This window comes from Myxococcales bacterium, assembly GCA_016716835.1.
Classification (GTDB): Bacteria; Myxococcota_A; Polyangia; order Haliangiales; family Haliangiaceae; genus JADJUW01.
This window is the reverse complement of sequence record JADJUW010000001.1, coordinates 2,383,735-2,401,987: the sequence shown is the minus strand read 5'-3', so window position 1 is coordinate 2,401,987 and position 18,253 is coordinate 2,383,735. Positions and strand designations below refer to the sequence as shown.

At 63.2% G+C, this 18,253-nt stretch carries 17 protein-coding genes and 1 tRNA gene; 9 read left to right on the top strand and 9 right to left on the bottom strand.

Annotated elements, in window-relative coordinates; all coding sequences use genetic code 11:
- Window positions 1-324 carry a hypothetical protein gene (locus IPL79_10590; protein MBK9071434.1) on the bottom strand — a complete coding sequence of 108 codons (324 nt, stop codon included), beginning with the start codon at window positions 322-324 and terminating at the stop codon, window positions 1-3.
- Window positions 325-416: 92 nt separating this feature from the next.
- Here IPL79_10590 and IPL79_10585 point away from each other — a divergent pair, with 92 nt between their 5' ends.
- Both IPL79_10585 and IPL79_10580 read left to right on the top strand, forming a co-directional pair.
- Entirely contained in the window at window positions 417-1,166 is a 750-nt protein-coding gene (locus IPL79_10585) for an NAD(P)H-binding protein (protein MBK9071433.1), read from the top strand.
- A gap of 171 nt (window positions 1,167-1,337) precedes the next feature.
- Window positions 1,338-4,403, top strand: a complete 3,066-nt coding sequence (locus IPL79_10580) for a hypothetical protein (protein ID MBK9071432.1) — start codon at window positions 1,338-1,340, stop codon at window positions 4,401-4,403.
- Here the strand turns inward: IPL79_10580 and IPL79_10575 are convergent.
- Window positions 4,392-4,898 (bottom strand): hypothetical protein, encoded by a 507-nt coding sequence (locus IPL79_10575; protein ID MBK9071431.1) that lies wholly within the window; start codon window positions 4,896-4,898, stop codon window positions 4,392-4,394. The two genes, IPL79_10580 and IPL79_10575, sit on opposite strands and share 12 nt — an antisense overlap.
- A 146-nt stretch (window positions 4,899-5,044) precedes the next feature.
- Here IPL79_10575 and IPL79_10570 point away from each other — a divergent pair, with 146 nt between their 5' ends.
- The 3 genes from IPL79_10570 (at window position 5,045) to IPL79_10560 (ending at window position 7,897) form a co-directional block, all read left to right on the top strand.
- On the top strand, window positions 5,045-6,001 hold the full coding sequence (locus IPL79_10570) for an isopenicillin N synthase family oxygenase (protein MBK9071430.1): 957 nt from the start codon (window positions 5,045-5,047) through the stop codon (window positions 5,999-6,001).
- 9 nt (window positions 6,002-6,010) lie between these two features.
- On the top strand, window positions 6,011-7,408 hold the full coding sequence (locus tag IPL79_10565; protein MBK9071429.1) for a hypothetical protein: 1,398 nt from the start codon (window positions 6,011-6,013) through the stop codon (window positions 7,406-7,408).
- Between the two features lie 315 nt (window positions 7,409-7,723).
- Window positions 7,724-7,897: a CPXCG motif-containing cysteine-rich protein gene (locus tag IPL79_10560; GenBank protein MBK9071428.1), complete on the top strand. Its 174-nt coding sequence runs from the start codon at window positions 7,724-7,726 to the stop codon at window positions 7,895-7,897.
- A 22-nt stretch (window positions 7,898-7,919) separates the two neighbouring features.
- On the opposite strand, the gene IPL79_10555 is transcribed toward IPL79_10560, so the two are convergent.
- The 7 genes from IPL79_10555 to IPL79_10525 form a co-directional block, all read right to left on the bottom strand.
- Window positions 7,920-8,537, bottom strand: coding sequence for a hypothetical protein (locus IPL79_10555; GenBank protein MBK9071427.1), 618 nt, complete (start codon window positions 8,535-8,537; stop codon window positions 7,920-7,922).
- A 23-nt stretch (window positions 8,538-8,560) separates the two neighbouring features.
- Window positions 8,561-9,532: an RtcB family protein gene (locus tag IPL79_10550; GenBank protein MBK9071426.1), complete on the bottom strand. Its 972-nt coding sequence runs from the start codon at window positions 9,530-9,532 to the stop codon at window positions 8,561-8,563.
- 61 nt (window positions 9,533-9,593) lie between these two features.
- On the bottom strand, window positions 9,594-10,049 hold the full coding sequence (locus IPL79_10545; protein ID MBK9071425.1) for a hypothetical protein: 456 nt from the start codon (window positions 10,047-10,049) through the stop codon (window positions 9,594-9,596).
- 20 nt (window positions 10,050-10,069) lie between these two features.
- Window positions 10,070-11,533, bottom strand: coding sequence for a hypothetical protein (locus IPL79_10540; GenBank protein MBK9071424.1), 1,464 nt, complete (start codon window positions 11,531-11,533; stop codon window positions 10,070-10,072).
- A gap of 93 nt (window positions 11,534-11,626) precedes the next feature.
- Window positions 11,627-12,745, bottom strand: a complete 1,119-nt coding sequence (locus IPL79_10535; protein ID MBK9071423.1) for a prephenate dehydrogenase/arogenate dehydrogenase family protein — start codon at window positions 12,743-12,745, stop codon at window positions 11,627-11,629.
- Window positions 12,742-13,551: a hypothetical protein gene (locus IPL79_10530; protein ID MBK9071422.1), complete on the bottom strand. Its 810-nt coding sequence runs from the start codon at window positions 13,549-13,551 to the stop codon at window positions 12,742-12,744. Before IPL79_10530 ends, IPL79_10535 begins: the two co-directional genes overlap by 4 nt.
- Window positions 13,552-13,662: 111 nt before the next feature.
- Entirely contained in the window at window positions 13,663-16,227 is a 2,565-nt protein-coding gene (locus tag IPL79_10525) for a hypothetical protein (protein MBK9071421.1), read from the bottom strand.
- A gap of 79 nt (window positions 16,228-16,306) precedes the next feature.
- Between IPL79_10525 and IPL79_10520 the strand changes: the two genes are divergently transcribed.
- The 4 genes from IPL79_10520 (at window position 16,307) to IPL79_10505 (ending at window position 18,249) form a co-directional block, all read left to right on the top strand.
- Window positions 16,307-17,164: a hypothetical protein gene (locus IPL79_10520; protein ID MBK9071420.1), complete on the top strand. Its 858-nt coding sequence runs from the start codon at window positions 16,307-16,309 to the stop codon at window positions 17,162-17,164.
- 12 nt (window positions 17,165-17,176) lie between these two features.
- Window positions 17,177-17,668, top strand: coding sequence for a hypothetical protein (locus IPL79_10515; GenBank protein MBK9071419.1), 492 nt, complete (start codon window positions 17,177-17,179; stop codon window positions 17,666-17,668).
- 55 nt (window positions 17,669-17,723) lie between these two features.
- Window positions 17,724-17,799: transfer RNA gene (locus tag IPL79_10510), tRNA-Ala, on the top strand.
- A gap of 48 nt (window positions 17,800-17,847) precedes the next feature.
- On the top strand, window positions 17,848-18,249 hold the full coding sequence (locus IPL79_10505; protein MBK9071418.1) for a DUF393 domain-containing protein: 402 nt from the start codon (window positions 17,848-17,850) through the stop codon (window positions 18,247-18,249).
- Window positions 18,250-18,253 lie beyond the last annotated feature (4 nt).

Here is an 18,253-nt window from a genome sequence, read left to right as displayed (position 1 = left end):
CTACATTCGAAACAGCGACCAGCGGCTGCGACGTCGCGAAGGTCCATCCGCTTCGGCATGGGTTGAGCCTGCTTGATCCGCGCCCGCAACGCCGACGCACCAATGCGAGGTAAATGGGTTGTGCTGCGTCGCGACGACTTCGATCAGCCGCCACACGCTCGGGCGCACGGCGCCGCCGAGTTGGACGCCATAGGTGGCTTCCATGAGCGCAGCCGGCATGTAGATTGGCATGTTGATCGCGATGCTGGGCACGCGCGCGCGCGTTAGCACGCCGGTGGCCGCGACCATATCCGAGGTCATCACAGAAGAGAGAGGCGAGCCCATGCGCATGTCCATTTACCGCGACTTCACACCATAGGTACGACACGGAGCGCAAGCCAGCGGCCGAATCATTGCGTATAGTGATCGCGGCTCACATGACCTTAAATCATAAGTCCCCGGAATACTTGAATGACGCACTGCGCAGTGGAGGCCTTATTTTTGTGGCGGGCGCCACGGGTTTCGTGGGGCGCGCGCTCGTTGCGGAGCTCGCGGCACGAGGCCGTTACGTCATCGCGCACATTCGTCCGGATTCCGGACATTTGGATGTGTGGCAGACGCGCTTGGCTTCGCTTGGTGAGCGCGTCGCCATCGACACCACGCCGTGGGAGCTTGCGGCGATGGCGGCTGCGATGCGCCGTTATCGCCCGCGCGCGGTATGCTTCACCATCGGCACCACGCGCAAGGCGGCGGGGCGAGCCGGCATCGGCGGGAATATCTACCAGGCTGTGGATGTGGCGCTGTGTCGGCTCTTGGCCAAGGCGACGGCGACCGCGCAGGCAGCGTCGCGCTTTGTGTTGTTGTCGTCCGTCGGCGCGGGCGAGAGCCGCAACGCGTATCTCCAGGCGCGCGCCGACATGGAACGCGCGGTGCGCGAGGCGGGCCTGCCTTGCACGGTGTTTCGGCCATCCGTGATTACGGGCGATCGCGATGAATTTCGCTTTGGCGAGGCCGCCGCGGCGCGCGTTGGCGATGCGCTGCTTGGTGCCGTCGGCGTATTCGCGCCCGGCGTGCGCGCCCGTTATCGCTCAATCTCGCCGGCCGTGCTCGCGCGCCAACTCGCGGATGCCACCGATGACACCGCGCCGTGGCGCGTTGTCGAGGCGCAAGCACTCGCGCGCGGGTAGCGGCGTCAAGCGCTTTCGTGCCGAGGCCAAGAGCGGGGTCGATTGGCTCCATGGCGGAGCGCGCAAGCCTCATGCGGCGCGGGCGCGCAGCGTTAAAGCCTTTGAAATGTTTGTCTAAATTGGCGGTCGCTGCACGACCGGAGTGGCACATATCCTGCAATCACCTTCTCCATGCGCAGCGGTATCCTTGTCCTCGCCCTTAGCTCCTTGGCTCCGACCACCTTCTCCAACGCCGGCGGATGTGGTGGTGGAGGTGGCAACGATGATCCGCCGACGACCACACCGGAATACGCCGACCAAAACACGGCAGGCACGCGCTTTTCAGATATCGCCAACATCGCGAGCGGCACGCAGCCTTGCCCCACCAACTACGCGCAGGTCGAAGGTTGCTACAACCTCGTCAACCCGCCAACGCCGAGCGTGCGGCGCTCGTTTATTCCTGCCAGCGCGACCACGCCCGGCGCGGTGCCCTTTGGACGCTCGGATGCCGTCGCGATGCCGGGGCAAACCCAATTGCTGCCCAATCATCGCTCGACCGTCGATGGCCGCTTGGTGACGCTCGATTCGCGCACCATGGCCGCGTTTCGCCCCGAGGCGCTGGGCTACGGCATGCAGGGCACGACGACGAAATCCCTGCGCGGCGCGCAGGGTGGCTTTTACTATTCGACGATGATCGATCCGCGCCCTGGCAAGAGCCGCTTGCCAGCTACCTCGCTAAGCAAGCTCACCGGCCCGCCAAATGGCTGGGACATTTGCAATTCTGATGGCGCCGGGAGCACCGGTGCGCGCGCATGCACCGCTACCCTCGTCAACGCCGCGGGGCAAGACGTCGACGCGAGCGGCGAGTGCTACGATATCACGCCGGTGTGGGCGTGGGAGTCGGACAATTATTGGGACCTGCGCTCGGCCGCCCTCACCGCGTTCGTGCCCGCCGCCAAGGAGCTCGCGGCCAGCGAGACCGGCGAGGTATTATTTTTTCCTCGCACCGCGGCCAGCTACGTCGGCAAGCAGCGCGACTACTCGGCCTTTTTTTACAGCGCCTGCGACACCAAGTACGGCCCGCTGTATGGCAATTGCGACTGGGGCATTAATCGCTTTTTTGCCGAGGTCACCGCGGATTGCACCGCGGGCAATAACCAACCGTGGTGCCAGCTGCTGAACTCGCAAAAGTCGGCGGTGGGTAACTACACCTTCTTCACCGCGCCTGGGCAATCGCATAGCTGGGCCGGGCGCAACCAGTCGACCCCTGACTCGCATCACGCGTTCCTTGAGCCCGCGACGACGGCCGACGGCCGCCTGCTCATCATTCACGACTATCGCCAGGGCATTATGTATTCCTATGCAGATACGCCGTGCGACGCCAGCAAGTGGACGACGTTCAAGCCCATCTCGATGGCGTTTACCGACCCCGCGGTGAACACGCGCTACGGCTTTGCCAAGTTTCCGATGCGGCGCTTCGACGGCAGCATGGTCCCGGCAGGCGAAACGATTCCCGGCGGCTATCCGTGGATTGATCGCCGCGGCGACAATCTAATGTTTCCGATGTTCCCCACCCAGAAGCGGGCGTGGAACGGCACCGCCGAGGCCACCGGCGCGACGTGGAACCACGACACCTTTGGCGCCACCAACAGCCCTGGCGTGGTCGCGGTGGGCGCATGGACCAAGGGCAAGCTGATCTTGCTCGACAATGCGGTCAGCGCGACGGACTGGGGCACCCCGGCGTGGGAGCAGCGCAACGACATCTTCGGCCTGCGGCTCTACCGCGAGGGCACCGTCAGGTTTCGTCCGCAAGGCATTTCGCTGCTATCCTCGCTCGAAAACCAATTCAATCACATCGAGGCGCTCAACCCTAGTACGCCGCGCGATGTGGTGTGGCTCATGTCCTCGGCGGCGCAGCGCACGGCCGAGGTGGCGTTTGACGATTATCTGCAGAGCCGGGTGCTGATCGCGGCGCCGATGAATGTCGAGATGACGCATGAGTCTTATACCGAGCTGGTGGCGGGAAACTACACCAATACGCTTTATACCCCGCACAACGGCTTTACGCGCATCACCACCAATGGCACCTCAAAATGGAACTGGCCGTGGCAATTCACGGCGGCGCCGATCATGCTGCAAAACGCCTCCACCACGGTGAATCCGGCGAGCCTGCGGTTGCGTGGCGGCGCCTGGATCAATCCGATCGCCGAAGGTGGCGTGCAAGGGCGTGGCATTTATCTCGACGGCTATAACGATCACATTGCGGCGAGCGAGGTGCCGGTGGTGGACAACTTCTACCTTGGGCTTTGGGTCGACGTGCGCACCGCGGGGTGGACCGCCTCCAAGCCGTCGCGCAAGCTCTATGAATTCCCCGATGGCTCGGCGATCGAGCTTTCCACCGAACGCGTTACCTTCCGCACTGGCACCAGCGCCAAGACCGTCGACGTCAACGTGCCGCAGGGCAGCTACACCCACGTCGGCATTGCGCTTGCCGGCGACACGCAGCGCATAGCGACCGTGTTTATCAACGGCACCAAGGTCGGCGAGGTCGCGCTCGATGGCATCTCATCGCTGTTTCGCCTCGGCAGCGGCGCCGCCGGCTCGCTCGTGATCGGCTCGTCGGGCAGCGGCGCCTTGCCGCTGGGAGCGTGGATCGATGAGTTTCGCCTGCTCAGCCTCGAGGGCGCCGGCCCGACGCCGACCTTTTTTGAGGAGGCGTGCAACCAAGCGCTCGGCAGCCTGCGCCGCGCTGGCGCCTCCTTCACCTGCGAGCAAATCAACTTTCGCCAAAACGACGTGCTCGACGCCGCGGGTGCCGACAAGGGCCTCGAGTTTCCGCTCGCCGCCTACACGACGCGCAATTGCGGCAGCACCGTGCACGGCAACGCACCGGCGGCTTGCGCGCGCGGCGAGGCGCTCGGCCTAGATCAAAAGCAGCTCGTCGCCAACTCGCAGCGGCCGGATTTCTCGGGCGTGGCGTTTTGCGTGACGTGCCACAACAGCGCGGTGAGTCCGGTCAAGGGGCTCCTGCCCGCGGCCTTGCTGGCGGGCACGCAACCGGCCAAGCTCGACCTGCGGCGTCAACCAATGCAATGGCCGCGCGCGATGAGTGGCTATGCGCCGAGCAAACATGGCAGCGCCGTGGCGCCCTACACCGCGAGCGGCAACGGCGCGATGACGCGGATGCTCGATGAGTATTTCTTGGGCGCAAACGCCAGCACGCCGCCGACCAAGGTTGCGCCGCCGTCAGTTCAATGACGTCTTGGTCGCGCCGTCGACCCAGCTTTGCGGGTGCGCGGCCGCCGCGTGGGTGAGAAACGCCAGCGCGCCACGCCTCATAATGAGCACGCTGAGGACGCAACACGCCCAGGTCATCAGCACGCTGCTGGGCGACAGCATGGTGAAAAATGAAAATGCGGTGAGCACGTAGAACGTGCCCGCATGCAGCAAGGACCACGCGCCAAGCAGGGCCCACGCCCATCCTGCGCGCGATCGCGCGGCGGGGCGATCGCGATAGTGGCCGCGCACGAACAATGCACCGAGCATGAACAGCAGCAGGGCCGCCGTGCTCGCGAGGGCGTGCAGAAATGGCATCAGCAAGAGCGCGGCGCCGAGCCCAAGCGGCGTCGTTGCCGTCGCGTAGAGGGCGCCCGTGATGCCGCCGAGCGCGACCGCGAGCAACCAAAGTCGCGCCAAGGCCATTTCTGGCGCGCGCGGTTTTTGCGTTGGCTCGGTGGCGATTGTGCTAGCCATGCCGAGGTAAGTAGCACTAATCGCATGCGCTGCCCAGCCGCAGGATTTGCGCGATTTGTCGTTGCCATGCCGGCGACGCACGGGTGAGGCGCGAGCTAGATATTTGGCGGTGACGCCGCGTCAACGACTGTGGTACGAGGGCCCCCATGGTGGGCAAGCAAAACATTCCCTTGGTAGACCTAAGCGATTGGCTCGCCGGTGGCGAGGCGCGAGGGCGCTTTATCCGCACCGTTGGCGAATCGCTCGCCGATATCGGGTTTTTTGCGGTCAAGAACCACGGCATCTCCGAGGACCTCACGCGCGCGGCGTATGAGAATGCCAAGGCGTTTTTCTCGCTGCCGTTGCCGGCAAAACAAAAGTACGTGTGCGGCGCCGCCGGCCAGCGCGGCTATACGTCGTTTGGCACCGAGCACGCCAAAGACTCCAAGGCACCTGATCTGAAAGAGTTTTGGCAAATTGGCCGGCCCGACGTGCCCGATGACCATCCGGTGCACCGGGACTTTGGCGCCAATGTGTGGCCCGACGCGGACGTCCCGAAATTTCGTCAGGTGATGACGGCGCTTTACGAGGGCCTTGATGGCCTGGGCGCCATCATGCTGCAGGCCGCGGCGGCGCATCTTGGCGAGGCGCCTGGCTACTTTAGTGAGATGGCCACACAAAGCGATACCATCGTGCGCGTGCTCTACTATCCGCCGGTTGGCAACGCCGCCCCCGCGGGCGCCGTGCGTTCGGCGGCGCACGAGGACATTAATCTGATCACATTGCTATCGGGCGCCACCTCGGAAGGCCTTGAGTTGCTGCAGCGCGACGGCACCTGGATGCCAGTCCACACCGGCTTTGACACCATCGTCGTCGACTCCGGCGATATGCTGCAAAACCTCACCAATGGCTATTATCGCTCGACCACCCATCGCGTCGTCAACCCTAAGGATCCGAACGCCGAGCGCTTCTCCATGCCCTGCTTTATCCACCCGCGGCGGGAGCTCAGCCTGGCGCCGATTGCCAGTGCGATCGAGCGCACGGGCGGTGCGGCGAAGTATCCCACCATCACTTCTGGGGAGTATCTGGAGCAGCGGTTGCGCGAGATTGGCCTTACGAAGTAGGGTGGCGCTATGAAATCCGCAATGCGTGCGACTAGCTCAATTCTCGCTTGTGGTCTCGCATGCGGGCTGGTTGGCGGCGCGGTGCCCGAGTTGGCAGCCAATGGGAGGCCGCCGGCGTCGATTAGTCTTCACCGGGAGACTGCCCAGCCCGACACGCTCGCGTTTGGCGTCACCTTTGGCCTGCTGCTTTCATTCGACGGCGGCGACACGTGGCGTTGGGCGTGCGAACAGGCCATTGGCTTTGGTGGCATCTTCGATCCCGATTACGAGGTGGGGTCCGACGGCAGCTTGTTTGCGGCAACGCTGACCGGCCTGCGCCGCACCACCGACGGGTGCACCTGGAGCACCGTGCCACTCGGCGCGGCATTTGCGTCGACGATCGCCGTGACAGGCAGCACGATTTTAGCCGCTGCCGCCGAATTCACCGACAGCCGCATCTATCGCAGCACAAATAATGGCACCTCGTTTTCGTTATTGTCGACGGCGTGCTCAACCGCCGTGGCGCCCGAGAGTTGCGGCACCGGCGAATGGTGGAAGAGCATCGAGATTTCCAAGGCCGACGCCGACCGCGTCTATCTTTCGGGCTTTGTCTTTATTCCCAATCCCGCGTGCCAGAGTGGCTGCGACTGCGCCAATGGCGAGTGCCCGACCACGGTGAAGCGCAGCATCTTGTTTCGCAGCAATGATGGCGGCAGCTCATGGACCGAGCTGTCGACCGCAAGCTTTACGCTCTCGGCGCAGTCAGACGTCATCATTGCCGCGGCGTCGCCGACCAACGTCGGTGAACTGTACGTCCGCGTGACGCAGACGGTGATCAACGAACCGAGCGACATCATTTATAAGTCCACCAACGGTGGCGACAGCTTCACGGTGTTTCTCGACTTGTCAGGCCCCTCCTTGCGGCGCGAGGCCCCCGCGGTGCTCGTGCGCGCCGATGGCGACGTGTGGGTTGGCGGCGCCGATGGCCTATACATCGGGCAAAATGGCAATCCGCCCGGCGCGGCGACGTCGAGCTATCACGTGGTGTGCCTCGCCGAGAACGGCGATGGCAAGGTGCTGGGGTGCAGCGACAATTTTGGCGACGAGATGGCGGCGCTGGCGTCCACCACCGACGGCGTCACCTGGACCAAGGTCATGCGCTTCAACGAGATTTCGGGCCCGTTTGAGTGCGAACCCGGCAGCGAGCAGCGCGACATCTGCGCTGACTTGCAATGGTGCGGCCTTGCAGCGCAATTTGGCATCGCGACGCCAGGCTGCGCCGCCGACGCCGGCACCGATGGCCCGCTGGTCGAACCCGAGCCAAAAAAATGCGGTTGTGCCGCACAAGATGCGGCCTCGGCCACCATGCTTGGCGCGCTCGTCCTGCTCGTCGGCGGCGTGCTGGCGCGGCGGCGACGCGCGAGTTGACCGGCAGGTGGGCGCACGTATCTTCCTGCTCGCGGATAGCGCCCCGCCCGGGTGGTGCGAGACGCCTGTGGTATCCACATCCCTCGGTGCCACGACCACTGCCCTGCAATCTACGCTCGCGGAAGAAACGATGCGCCACCTGCCGGTACGGTGTTGCGCCGCGGACCGTTGGTTTTGCCCTATCGGCTAGGGGGGGCTAATTAGGGACATCTCGTGGTCGGCTCACGCCAGCGGATAATAAAGCCAAGACCTAACTCGCAAACAGCTTCGCTAGGCATAGCGGCGAGCTATTCATTGCTATGCTACGGTCGTTGAATGGACAGCGCGCAAGTTCAGTGTCCGTATTGCCTGGAAACCGTAGAGTTGCTGATCGATCCAGAGACCAAGGGCAGCTACGTCGAGGACTGCGAAGTCTGTTGCCGCCCGTGGCAGGTCACCGTATCTCGCCGCCCACAAGGCGTCCGAGTTCGCGTGGATCGCGCGCAGTAGCCTTGTCGTCCGCCCACGCCGTTCAGCGAATTTCCCAAGCATCGGGCAGGTGAGACGACAGCCATACGTCTACATACTTGAGCCGCGGCTCGGTTACCTCGCCGGCGCCCGTCACCGTGCTGTAGCTGTGCTGGACGAGACGTAGATTGACATCGGGGCGCAGGCTCCGCACGTGGCTATAGAGCGTTTGCACATCACCGAGGGTTGTCGATTTGGGGCAAATGCATACCAGCGTGCCCTGGTAACTCAGCGCGGCCAAGAAAAGGGTGGTGAACGCCGCAAAGCTGGGCTCGACATCGCCGTAGCGGTGCAAACGGTGGCCATCGCAATCGGTCGACAGGGGAGGCCCGAAAAATACCACATCAAAATCGAGGAAGCCACGCAGCACTTTCTCGTCGAGCACATTGCCTTGCACGCAATCGATGCCCTTGGCCCGGTTTTGCTGGACAATTTCGGCCGTTACGTCGAGTCCTCGAAAACGTTTCACCCCCAATGCGTCCGCATAGGCAGTTGCCTGCCCCGAGCAATCGCCACAACAAAATTCAGCGATCGACGTCGTCGCCGGCAGCAACTCGCGCAGGATGGCAACCCGCTGGGCGATCGTTTGCGAATTGGTGCGCGCGAACCCGCGTTTAGCCAAATCTGGCCTGTTGGCGCCCTTGCTCAAAAGCCACCCATGAACGCAATCGGAGTTAGCCGCGCCGAAATGTCAATATGCGGCGCGAGGTTCACCAGTACATCGGCGGACCGGCGGTAGTGAATCGGCGACTCCAGCCGCCAACTGTGGTCAGGCAGCGCGTCGGGAATCAAGATCCGACGTCGAAGCGAGCTTTGATCTACGTCGATTTCCTTCGCTTCTGCGCGCGAGCGGTTGCGACCGGTCCCATGTGACATAGATGCGCCAAGCGTCTGGGTCGACAAAGCTCCGCGGCCAACAATAATCTCATCGTCAAATGACGAGGCAATCAGCAGTGGATCTCCAGGACGACAAGCAGTTGCTCCCTTGCGAAGGAGCATATCGGCGCCGGCATGCTCGACTGTATCGTGGGGCAGGTGAAGCGGCACACCTACGCGGTGGAAGACATCGGCGACCACCGACCAGATTTCGCGATGGTTGGCCGCTGCGCGCGCAACGTAGCGTTCGTAGTCCCGTTCGAAGCTAAATGTTTCGCGTTCAGAGAATTCCATGCGGGATCCCACGTGCACTAAGATGTGAAATCGACCGGCTTGGTCCGCGCAGCAATCAATAAAATGGTTGCCAGATCCGAGCACCGTCTTGCCAAGCGAAAGCAACCGTAGGTACAGCAGGTTCCACAGCGCTGGCAATGACTCTAGATCCGCGGTGACTTCGGCAAGCGACATGGCGCAGCCGATGTCAGCGATTGCCTCCTTGAACGGAAACGCCCGCAGCCAGTCAGGCTTCACCACTGCCGCCGTACCGTTGGGCAGGACACCGGCCGGACAAACGTCGGGCAAAACGTTTGCCGAAACCACGAAATCGGCAAGAAACCGCCGATCGAACCACTGGACAACTTGCCAATCAGGCTCAAGCGAATGGTTCGTGATCTTCGCGCTAAGGTGCTGGAGATCGCGCATGGAAGCCGTGAATACAGCCGGTCTTGCCGCCGAGCGCAAGAGGCTCGCAAGCAGAGATTTTAATTTCTAGGCCGGAAGGGCAGTGGGCAAGACCTGTATTTCATCTCTTGCCAGCAACAATGCCATAGAGTTTATTTATAGAAGGTCTTGCCAGCCCTGCGTTTTGTTTTTCCCACTGGGGATTAACTCTATCAAAATATTTGTGGTCCATTTCTTCAATTTCAACATCTTTGAAGCTAATGGAAACTTTTGGCATTACACCAGATTGAAAGAAGGATAGGCGATAGTGCTTGCCATTTTTATCGATCGTCGATTGATCGATAATCCAATGATAATGTTTGTCGGGATCGTCTTCTAAGGAATTTTTTTCATGATGTGAAAACTCAAAGTGCACGTCGGTTATGCCGCTAAACTTCAGATTGATTATGGGAACAAAAAATCCATCTTTGGTGTAGTGGGATTTGTAGTGGTCTGATTTTACGATAAACGAAATATGTTTATCCCAGCTGGAAAAATCAATATCGATCAGTTCCGCGTCGCTAAATACCAATTCCAATATTTCAATTTTACGCTTTGTCAATTTACGGGCCCAGCTGGTGATTTTCGCGTAAGCTCATAGGCTTCGATGGCGTCTAATCTGTCGTCGTAACTTGCGATATCGCCGATGGTCGTGCGATGGCATTCGGGGCATGCCCAGGCCTCGGCGGGGGGGGCTGGTCCCGACCCAGCGGGTTTGGCTAGTGGCACCCGGCATTCAGAACAATGCAAGACGCCGAGCCGTCGCCCCGAGGCTCCACCGAGGAGGCCAAAAAATAACGCGCCGAACAAATAAACCTCCACGCGCTGCATCGCGAAGTAGACGCGATTCGTAGCGGGTGTGTCTATTGCGCCGATGAACCATAGCGCCAGGGCCATTGCTGTGATGAAGGCCAATGAGCCGAAAAAGGCATGCGAACCTGTTGAATATATGTTGACCCGGAAAATTGGATCGCTCTCACTACCGTTTGGATGGGCTTCATCTTCGAGATGGAGCTCCGATCTGATGTGGTCGCTTGTATCATCGTCGCGGCCGCTCTCTTCAAGCGACGAGGCGTTGACAAAAACGAAGTCAGCTGCGCCTGACGTGCCGCGCGCGATCTCCAGCGCCAATGCTGGCGGAATCTCGCGAGGGATTGCATGCTGATCTGTGGCAATCGCAAGCATCCCGCGCGCGGGTGTCTTCTTGAGTACCTTGCGTGCCGCGTCGAAATACGCCAGTTGGTTGGCGGCGAGATGCTTGCGAATGCTTTTGGTAACAGCTGGGTCTGCGATAGCTTCGGCTTGGGCCGCCAGCATAAAAGCCAACGCGTTTGGTGGCAGATAGCCAAGCTCATTCTTTGACATCTGCGCAACGATGTTGCTGCCATGGTATTCCGTCCACGTGTGAACAACGTGGGCGCTGTTGGCCGTAAGCACGCCAAATCCAAGAAACACGGTCGTTAGATCCGTAAGTTGCTCTTCCCGCTGCCTCAGCGAGTCTTGATCGTCGCCATCATCGCTCGCGGCAAGGGAGGTGTTCGTCAAGAGCTCCTTGCCCGAAGGCAGGTCGCTGGTGCTTGGCGGGGCCCCATGGTGAGATGTCAAAAGTTCCAAGCCATGGAAACGGCGATACGCATGCGCCACTTCATGCGCCATCGCGCCGACGACCTCGACAGGCGACGACAGCTTCGCTTCGCAGATGCCAAATAGGCAGACGTTGTCGAAGATGCCCCAGAAACACGCGGCGACAGCCAACCCGTGCTCGTCGGTTGCGCCTGCCTCGTCACTGTCAAATAAGTAGCATTGGGCTTTAAGCGTGGTTAGCCCCGCGAAGCACAACAACCTATCGGCTAGCAGATTGACGCTAGCTAGGTCTCGCTGCCAGGCGTCTGGGAAATGGGTCGCAGTTGGTAGTATTGGATGGGTTAGGATGGAGGTCGCGCCGCGGTCGGTGACAAGTTGTGCAAGCTCATCTAGCAGCCATTCTTGTTCCTCAAGGGTTGGCACCAGCACGATGCGCATATACCGCGGCAGTTACATGCAAGACAACCCAAAGTTCGACCCGCCGTTTGATTGCTCGTTTTTCTGTGGGCGCTATGTAGCGCCGTACCCAAGTCATCGTTCCAGCGAGCGCAGCTCAAAGTAGCGGCGCCCCGCATCCATCAGGGTGCGGAAGCCGTCGCGATCGCCGGTGCGCACGGTGTCGTGGACGCGCGTCACGGCGGCCTGCAGCGCGGCCAGCGCCTCGCCTCCGTAGTCGTTGAGGGTTTGGATGTCGAAATAGAGGTCGGGGTTTTCGACCGCGACGCGATGCGCGACGTGCATCTGATGATCGAAGGTGGTCGATGAAAGATTCGCGAGCTGCGGCGCGGTTTCGCCGCTTTCGCCCAGCGCGGTGAAAAACGCGATGTTGAGCGCATGCGAGAGCCCAAGGACAAATGCCATGTAACGGTCGTGGCGCTCGAGGTCGACCGTGACGATGGTAGCCATGGTCGCCGCGAATAATTCCTTGGCATGTTGCGAGGCGGCCGGATGGCCGACGTCGACGATCATCACGTGGCGCCCGGATAGGAGCTGCGTGTCGGGGCCAAACATCGGGTGCACCGAGGTGACGTGGCCGCCCGCCTGCGCGAGCGCGGCGAGGCCGGTGCGCAGCGGGCTCTTGAGCGAGCCAATGTCAAACACCAGGCCGCGCGGTGGGGCGGCGGCGAGTTGATGCAAGATGGTATTGGTTAGGCCCATCGGCGTCGCGATCACGATCACGTCGTGGTCAAGCGAGAGCGTGGCCCAATCACTTACGTGCTCGAACTCCACGCCCGCGGGCGGCGAGGCAGGATCGGCGGTGGTGACGCTGTAGTTAGACGCCGCGAGAAAACGCGCGAACCATTGCCCCATCTGGCCGGCACCGCCGATAATAAGCGCGCGCTTGCCGCCGCCGGCGCCTTGGCGGGCGACGCGGTGTTGCTCTTGCGTCGCCAGCGAGTGGCGGATGAGCAGCAGCGATAGCTCTTCGCCTAGCGCTGGTGGCAGCTCGGCGGCCGCCGCGGCCTGGCGCGCGCGCTGCACGACCTCGCGCTCTTGGCGAAAGTCGCGCGTGCCCATGCCGGCATTTTGCTTGGCGATGCCGATCGCCCGCGCCATCGCCTGCCGCTTGGCGATAAGCCCGAGGATCTCGCGGTCGACCTCGCCTAGCTCTTGGCGGAGGCGCGTTAGTTCTTCGGGCGCGATGGTCATGCCTGCCACCAGACCGCGGCTACCAACAGGATAAGGCCGACGGCGAGCGCGATGAGCCACGCGTGCCGACGGCGTGGGTTGGCCGTCGCCGTCGCGGCCGGCTCGGGCATGGGCGCCGACGAACGTACGTTGCTCAGCGATGGCACCGACGACAGCGCGAGCAAGGAGGGCATGGCGCCGGCGCGATTCGACGTGCGCTCCGGCGCTGCGGCGAGCCCAGCCGCGTGTGGCACGCGCGGGCGCAATAGCCCACTCGGCGCGCTGACGAATTGCAGCAGCGTGTCATCGTCGCTGGTGTCCACGGCCACTCGGCGCGCCGCGAGAAACGAAAAATAAGATTCTGGAATGTCGTCGAAATCCATCGTGGCGTCGCACGTGCGGCAACGACAGGCCGGCGCCGCGGCGGCCTCGAGGTTCGCCGCCAGATCGCGCAGCTCCACCGTCACGACTTGTTCTTCGTCGCAGGTGCCGCAAAAATAGGGCAGCTGCACGCTGCGCACGCGATTTGCCTGCGCGGTCGAGCCCGAGAAGTTGGCGACCAGGTTGAGCTGCGCTACGATCGGTGGGGCGCAGTCGACCAAGACGAGGCGCCCTCCGCTCGCGGTCAGCGCATCGACCCAGCGGATCCAATCGCGAACGCCGCACGAATTGATGCGTTCGATGTCGCCGCAGTCGATATAGATGGGGCCGGGCTTCGCAGGCACGGCAATGGCCGCGAGCGCGTTGTTTTCATCGATCACGCCGGCGAGCTTGACGTAGCACGCGCGTTCGTTGGTGCGAACCGAGGATTGCAGGCGAGCGCTCATTCGGCGCCTTTAATAATAGCCGCGCTGGTTACGCGGAGATAGCCGCCTTGGGCAATTAACCGGTGGACGTCGCGTGGTGCGCATGTAGGCAAACTGCGTCGCATACAAAAATTAAAGGCTTGCGAGGCGTTGCCAAATTCGTGCCAACGAGCGCGCGACGATCGCGTCGTTGCTGGCGTGGCCTTGCGCGGCGGTGGCGAGCGCGGAGGCGCCGGGCAAATTGTTGGCGTGAGCCGCGAGCCAGGCGAGCAAGAGGTCGCGCCGCGCCATCCACGCGGGCGGATGCGTCGCGAGGTCTGGTGTTGCGGTGAGCGATTCAACGATTTCGCTTGGCAGCGTCCATGGCGAGGGGGCGCGCTGCGCGACCTCGAGCAAGATCTCGAGCGCCGCACCGCAATGTAGGTCCGTCGCCAGCGCGCGCCCGGCCCAGTAGACCGCGCGATCAAGCTCCTCGTCGTGCAGCGCGAGGCGCGCACACTTGCAGGCGAAGTTTGCCTTCTCGGCGCGCGTCGCGTGGCGAACCATGGCGTGGTCGATGCGGTCGAGGACGCCGCGCGCCGCCTCCCACTGCGCGCGTTGCAGATGGATATCGAGCATGGCGAGGCTGGCCGCGATGCAATCGGCATCGATCTCCAGCGCGGTGGTAAACGCAGCCATGGCGCCTGGCTCATCGCCAACGTCATCGCGAAGCACCGCGCCGATTTGTGCATAGACGCTGGCACGATCGGCATCTTCTGACCACTGGTCCACTTCTTGGCGCAGCGAGGCAATGACCGCCGGCCAATCGCGCTTGGCGCGGAGCACCTCGCGCAGCGAATGCACCGCGGGCACGCACGCGGGCGACGCCGCTACGGCCTTGCGATAAAACGCCTCCGCCGCGCCTGCATCGCCAAAAATCGCCTCCGAGACCGAGCCGCAGCGAAACCACAGCTGCGCGCGATCGGCAGCGCTTCCCGCAAACGCCACCTGCTCGGTGGTCGTGTCGATCAGCGCACGCCACGCCCCCGTGGTCTCGTAGATGCGCGCCAACGCCTCAAGCGTGGCCGCGCGCACGGCGGGCTCGGTGGCGCGCCGCAGCACGCCGCGATAGCGCGCCGCCGCGCCGGCCGCATCGCCCAGCCGTTCCTCGCACACACGCGCCGCTTGCTGCAGCAAGGCGACGCCCGCGTGTTCATCGACCTTGCCGCCTTGATCATCGAGCAGCTCGACGAGGTCGGTCCACAGCGCGGCGTGCTCGAGGGCGCGCGCGAGGTTGCGCACGTAGCGCGGGTGGCCAGGATGCATCGCGAGCAGCTGGCGGTAGTGGGCCGCGGCCTGCAGCGGCTGGTGCGCCGCCATCGCCTGGTCGCCTTGTTGTTCGAGCTGACCCTCTTCATCGCCGGTGGCCGCGCGCGCGCCATGAAGTTGGCGCAACAGCTTTTCGCCAAACGCCGCGATGGGGCTTGGAGCGGCGTCTTGCGCCGCGGCCCAACAGAAGAGCGCCGACGAATCGTCGTGCCGTCGCATCGCGGCCACCGCCGCGCCCACCCACGCCGCGTGGGCCTCAGTCGCGTCGCTGGCAAGCTCGGCCCAGGTTAAATAGTGTTGATACATCGCGGCCCAGTTGCCCGCGCGATACGCAAGCCGAAGCTCCGCGATCAGGCCTGAAGACGCCGGCAAGCCTTGTTGGCGCGCCAGATGCCAAAGCGCCTGGGCCAGCTCGCGATCTTGATGCCCGAGCTCGGCGCAGAGGGCGAGCCGGCGCAGCGACGATGGCTCCACGAAGCGCGACGCCTCGCCGCGCAAGCGCGCATGATCGCCCGCGAGCTCGCGCTCAGCGATGATAACGGCGTGGTCGCGCCACGGCAGCAACGCGCCCTCAGCGAGCGTCGTCGGGCGAAGGCTCGCATCGGCGCCATACGAGATATCCGCGCGGCGCGCGCGTTGCAAGAATTGCAGCATCGCCTGCGCCGCGTCGGGGGCGACGCGTTCGAGTTGTTCGGCGACCTTGAGGCGAAACGTCCATAGGTCGGTAAACTCGAGCGCGCGCGTCGCGGCCGCCGCGTCGATCGCGATATCGAGCGTGCGGCACCACATGCCAAGCGTCCCCAGCAGGGCGGTCTGAAGCTGGCCACGCCACTGCTGCGCCATCGCGGTGACGCGCGTGACCACAAGGGTGGCGGCCGCCACCAAGCGGGCCGGCTCGGCATGATCAAAAATGCAGCTCGCCCATAGCGCGGCGCGAAATGGTTCGTTGGGCGTCAGGCGCCGGCCCATGGCCTCGGCGATGCGACCAAGGTCTTGCCGGCTCTGCGCGCACCACAGCGCCAGCGCCAGCATATTGTCGGTGAGGTGAGTCGCGCGGCAAATCGCGCGTAGCAGATCGACCGCGGCCACCGACTCGGGCACGCCAAGGATCCTCAGCTCGAGCAGTGTTTCGTCGGTCAGGCCAGGTGGCCTGATTTCACTCGCTGAAAGCTGTGAGATCGCACCGCGCGCCAAATACAAATCAATGAGCACGTGTTGGGTGAGCGCACAAGGATGGGCGGCGATTGCGTAGAGTTCGGCGTCGTGGGCGTTGCCGGCGCCATCGCGCAGCAAGATCGCCATGACCAAGGCACGCCGCAGCGACTCGTGGCCGGGCTGGCTTTGGTCCTCGACGGAATATGCGTAGTCGATGATCGGGTCGATGCGCACCGGCCTAACCTACGCGTGGAATAGTGACGACGCTACCTTTGTGGCCGTCTGGGAGCATGCTTATATGAGGCCTCTTCGCATGGGAAAAGGGTTGGTGTGCTTGTCTGATGATGCGGCGATCCACGTCGCCTTGCGTCAGGCACAGGCAACGTTAGCGCCGCGCGATCAACAGGCGCTGGCCTCGCACGAGGTTAGTGTCATCGACGCGCGGCTGGGCGAGGCGGCATTCGAGGACGCCGTGGCGGGCGGGTCAACCCTGGCCGTGATCGGCGGCGGCGATGACGCACAGGCGTTTTTGCAGCACCCGAAAGTCGCGCATGTCTTGCCCGCACGCGGCGCCTTGCTGCCGCGCGCGTTGGCGCTCTTGGCGCGGGTTGAGGCCGCGGAGGTCTTTGATGGCGACGCGCTTGCCGCCTGCCTAACCGCGGGCACGACGCTCGCCCGGATGTCGGTTTGGCCGCGCGACAAGCTTGCCTGTATCGACGCGTGCGTGCGCGACTTGCAGATCCTCGGCACCAAGCGCCGACCGCTGGGTGACGCTCAAAGCGCGCTCGATGAATTGCTCATGAACGCGCTCATCGATGCACCCGCCGTCGCCGGACCCTTGGCGCCGGGGCGCGCCGCGACGGCCGCATGGGGCTACGACGCCGAGTATATCGGCATCGCCGTGCGCGATGACTACGGTCTGCTTAGCAAGGCCCAATTCGTGGGCAGCATCGTCGCGGCGAGATCGCGCGGAGGGGCGCCAATTGAGCGCGCCAACGCGACGCAAGGTGCTGGCATTGGCCTTTATCTTGTCGCCAGCCGCGTCAGCCACTTCGTGGTGCTGATCGCGCCCGGCCATTTCACCGAGGTGGTGTGCTTGTTTCACCGTCACGCCCAAGAGGTGGACAGATCGCTTCACGTCGCGCCGCAAGTCGCGGCCGAAATGCGCTAGATTGGGTTTCATATGAGTAAATCGACATGGCGCGATCGGTTTGAATTTGCGCTGCAAACCGCCATTGAGCGCAGCTCCGGCGTTCGCGAGCTGGCGTCGCGTGGGATCGAGGAGGGCGCGAAACAGCTCGGTGCGTGGCAAGAGCGGCAACGGCAGGGCGAACTCATGCTGGAACTCGGGCGAGCTACGTGGCGGCTGGCGCAGGCGGGGCGTTTGCACCAAATCGACACCGACCCAACGGTGGCTGAGGTGTTGGCCCGGCTGGCGCAGGACAACAACGACGTCGCCCAGGATGACGGCGGCTACGCCGATGCCGTGAACGAACGATCTTCGTACGGATTTGCGGCCGATCGGCGCCCGGATTTTGACGACGACGGCACCGTCTCATCAATGGCGGGCCGCATCCCCCGCGCCGCGCCGCGCACGCCGTGGACGGCAACTGAGGACCTCGATGCCGCGGACCTCGCTGACTTTATGCACCCCGACGATTTGGAGTCGAGGTAGGGGGCAGGGCGCTTGACAGCGCCGGGGCGACAACGGTAAGAACCCGCCCTGACCTGGGGATATAGCTCAGTTGGTAGAGCGCATGAATGGCATTCATGAGGTCAGGGGTTCGAGACCCCTTATCTCCACCAGGTAATCAAGTTGTTCCGTGTGCTGTGGTTCATGCTAGGCCGTAGCCTATGAGCACCGGCACCTTCGATATTGAAATGTTTTACGACGGCGCGTGCCCTGTGTGCATGCGCGAAACGCGCGTGCTGCAGAAGCGCGACGTGCACGGCCGTATTCGCTTCACTGACATCGCGGCGGCCGATTTTGAGCCCGCGGCGTACGGGCGATCCATTGGCGATTTTATGGACCGCATCCAGGGTCGCCTCCCCAATGGCGAATGGATCGAGGGCGTCGAGGTATTTCGCCGCTTGTATGCGCTTGTCGGGTTTCCTCGCCTGGTGTGGGCATCGCGCTTGCCTGGGATTTCACAAGCGTTAGGCGTCGCCTACGATCTATTTGCAAAAAACCGGATGCGCCTAACCGGTCGCTGCGCGCCTGATGCGGCTGGCGTCTGCGACGTGCCCACCAAATAACGCG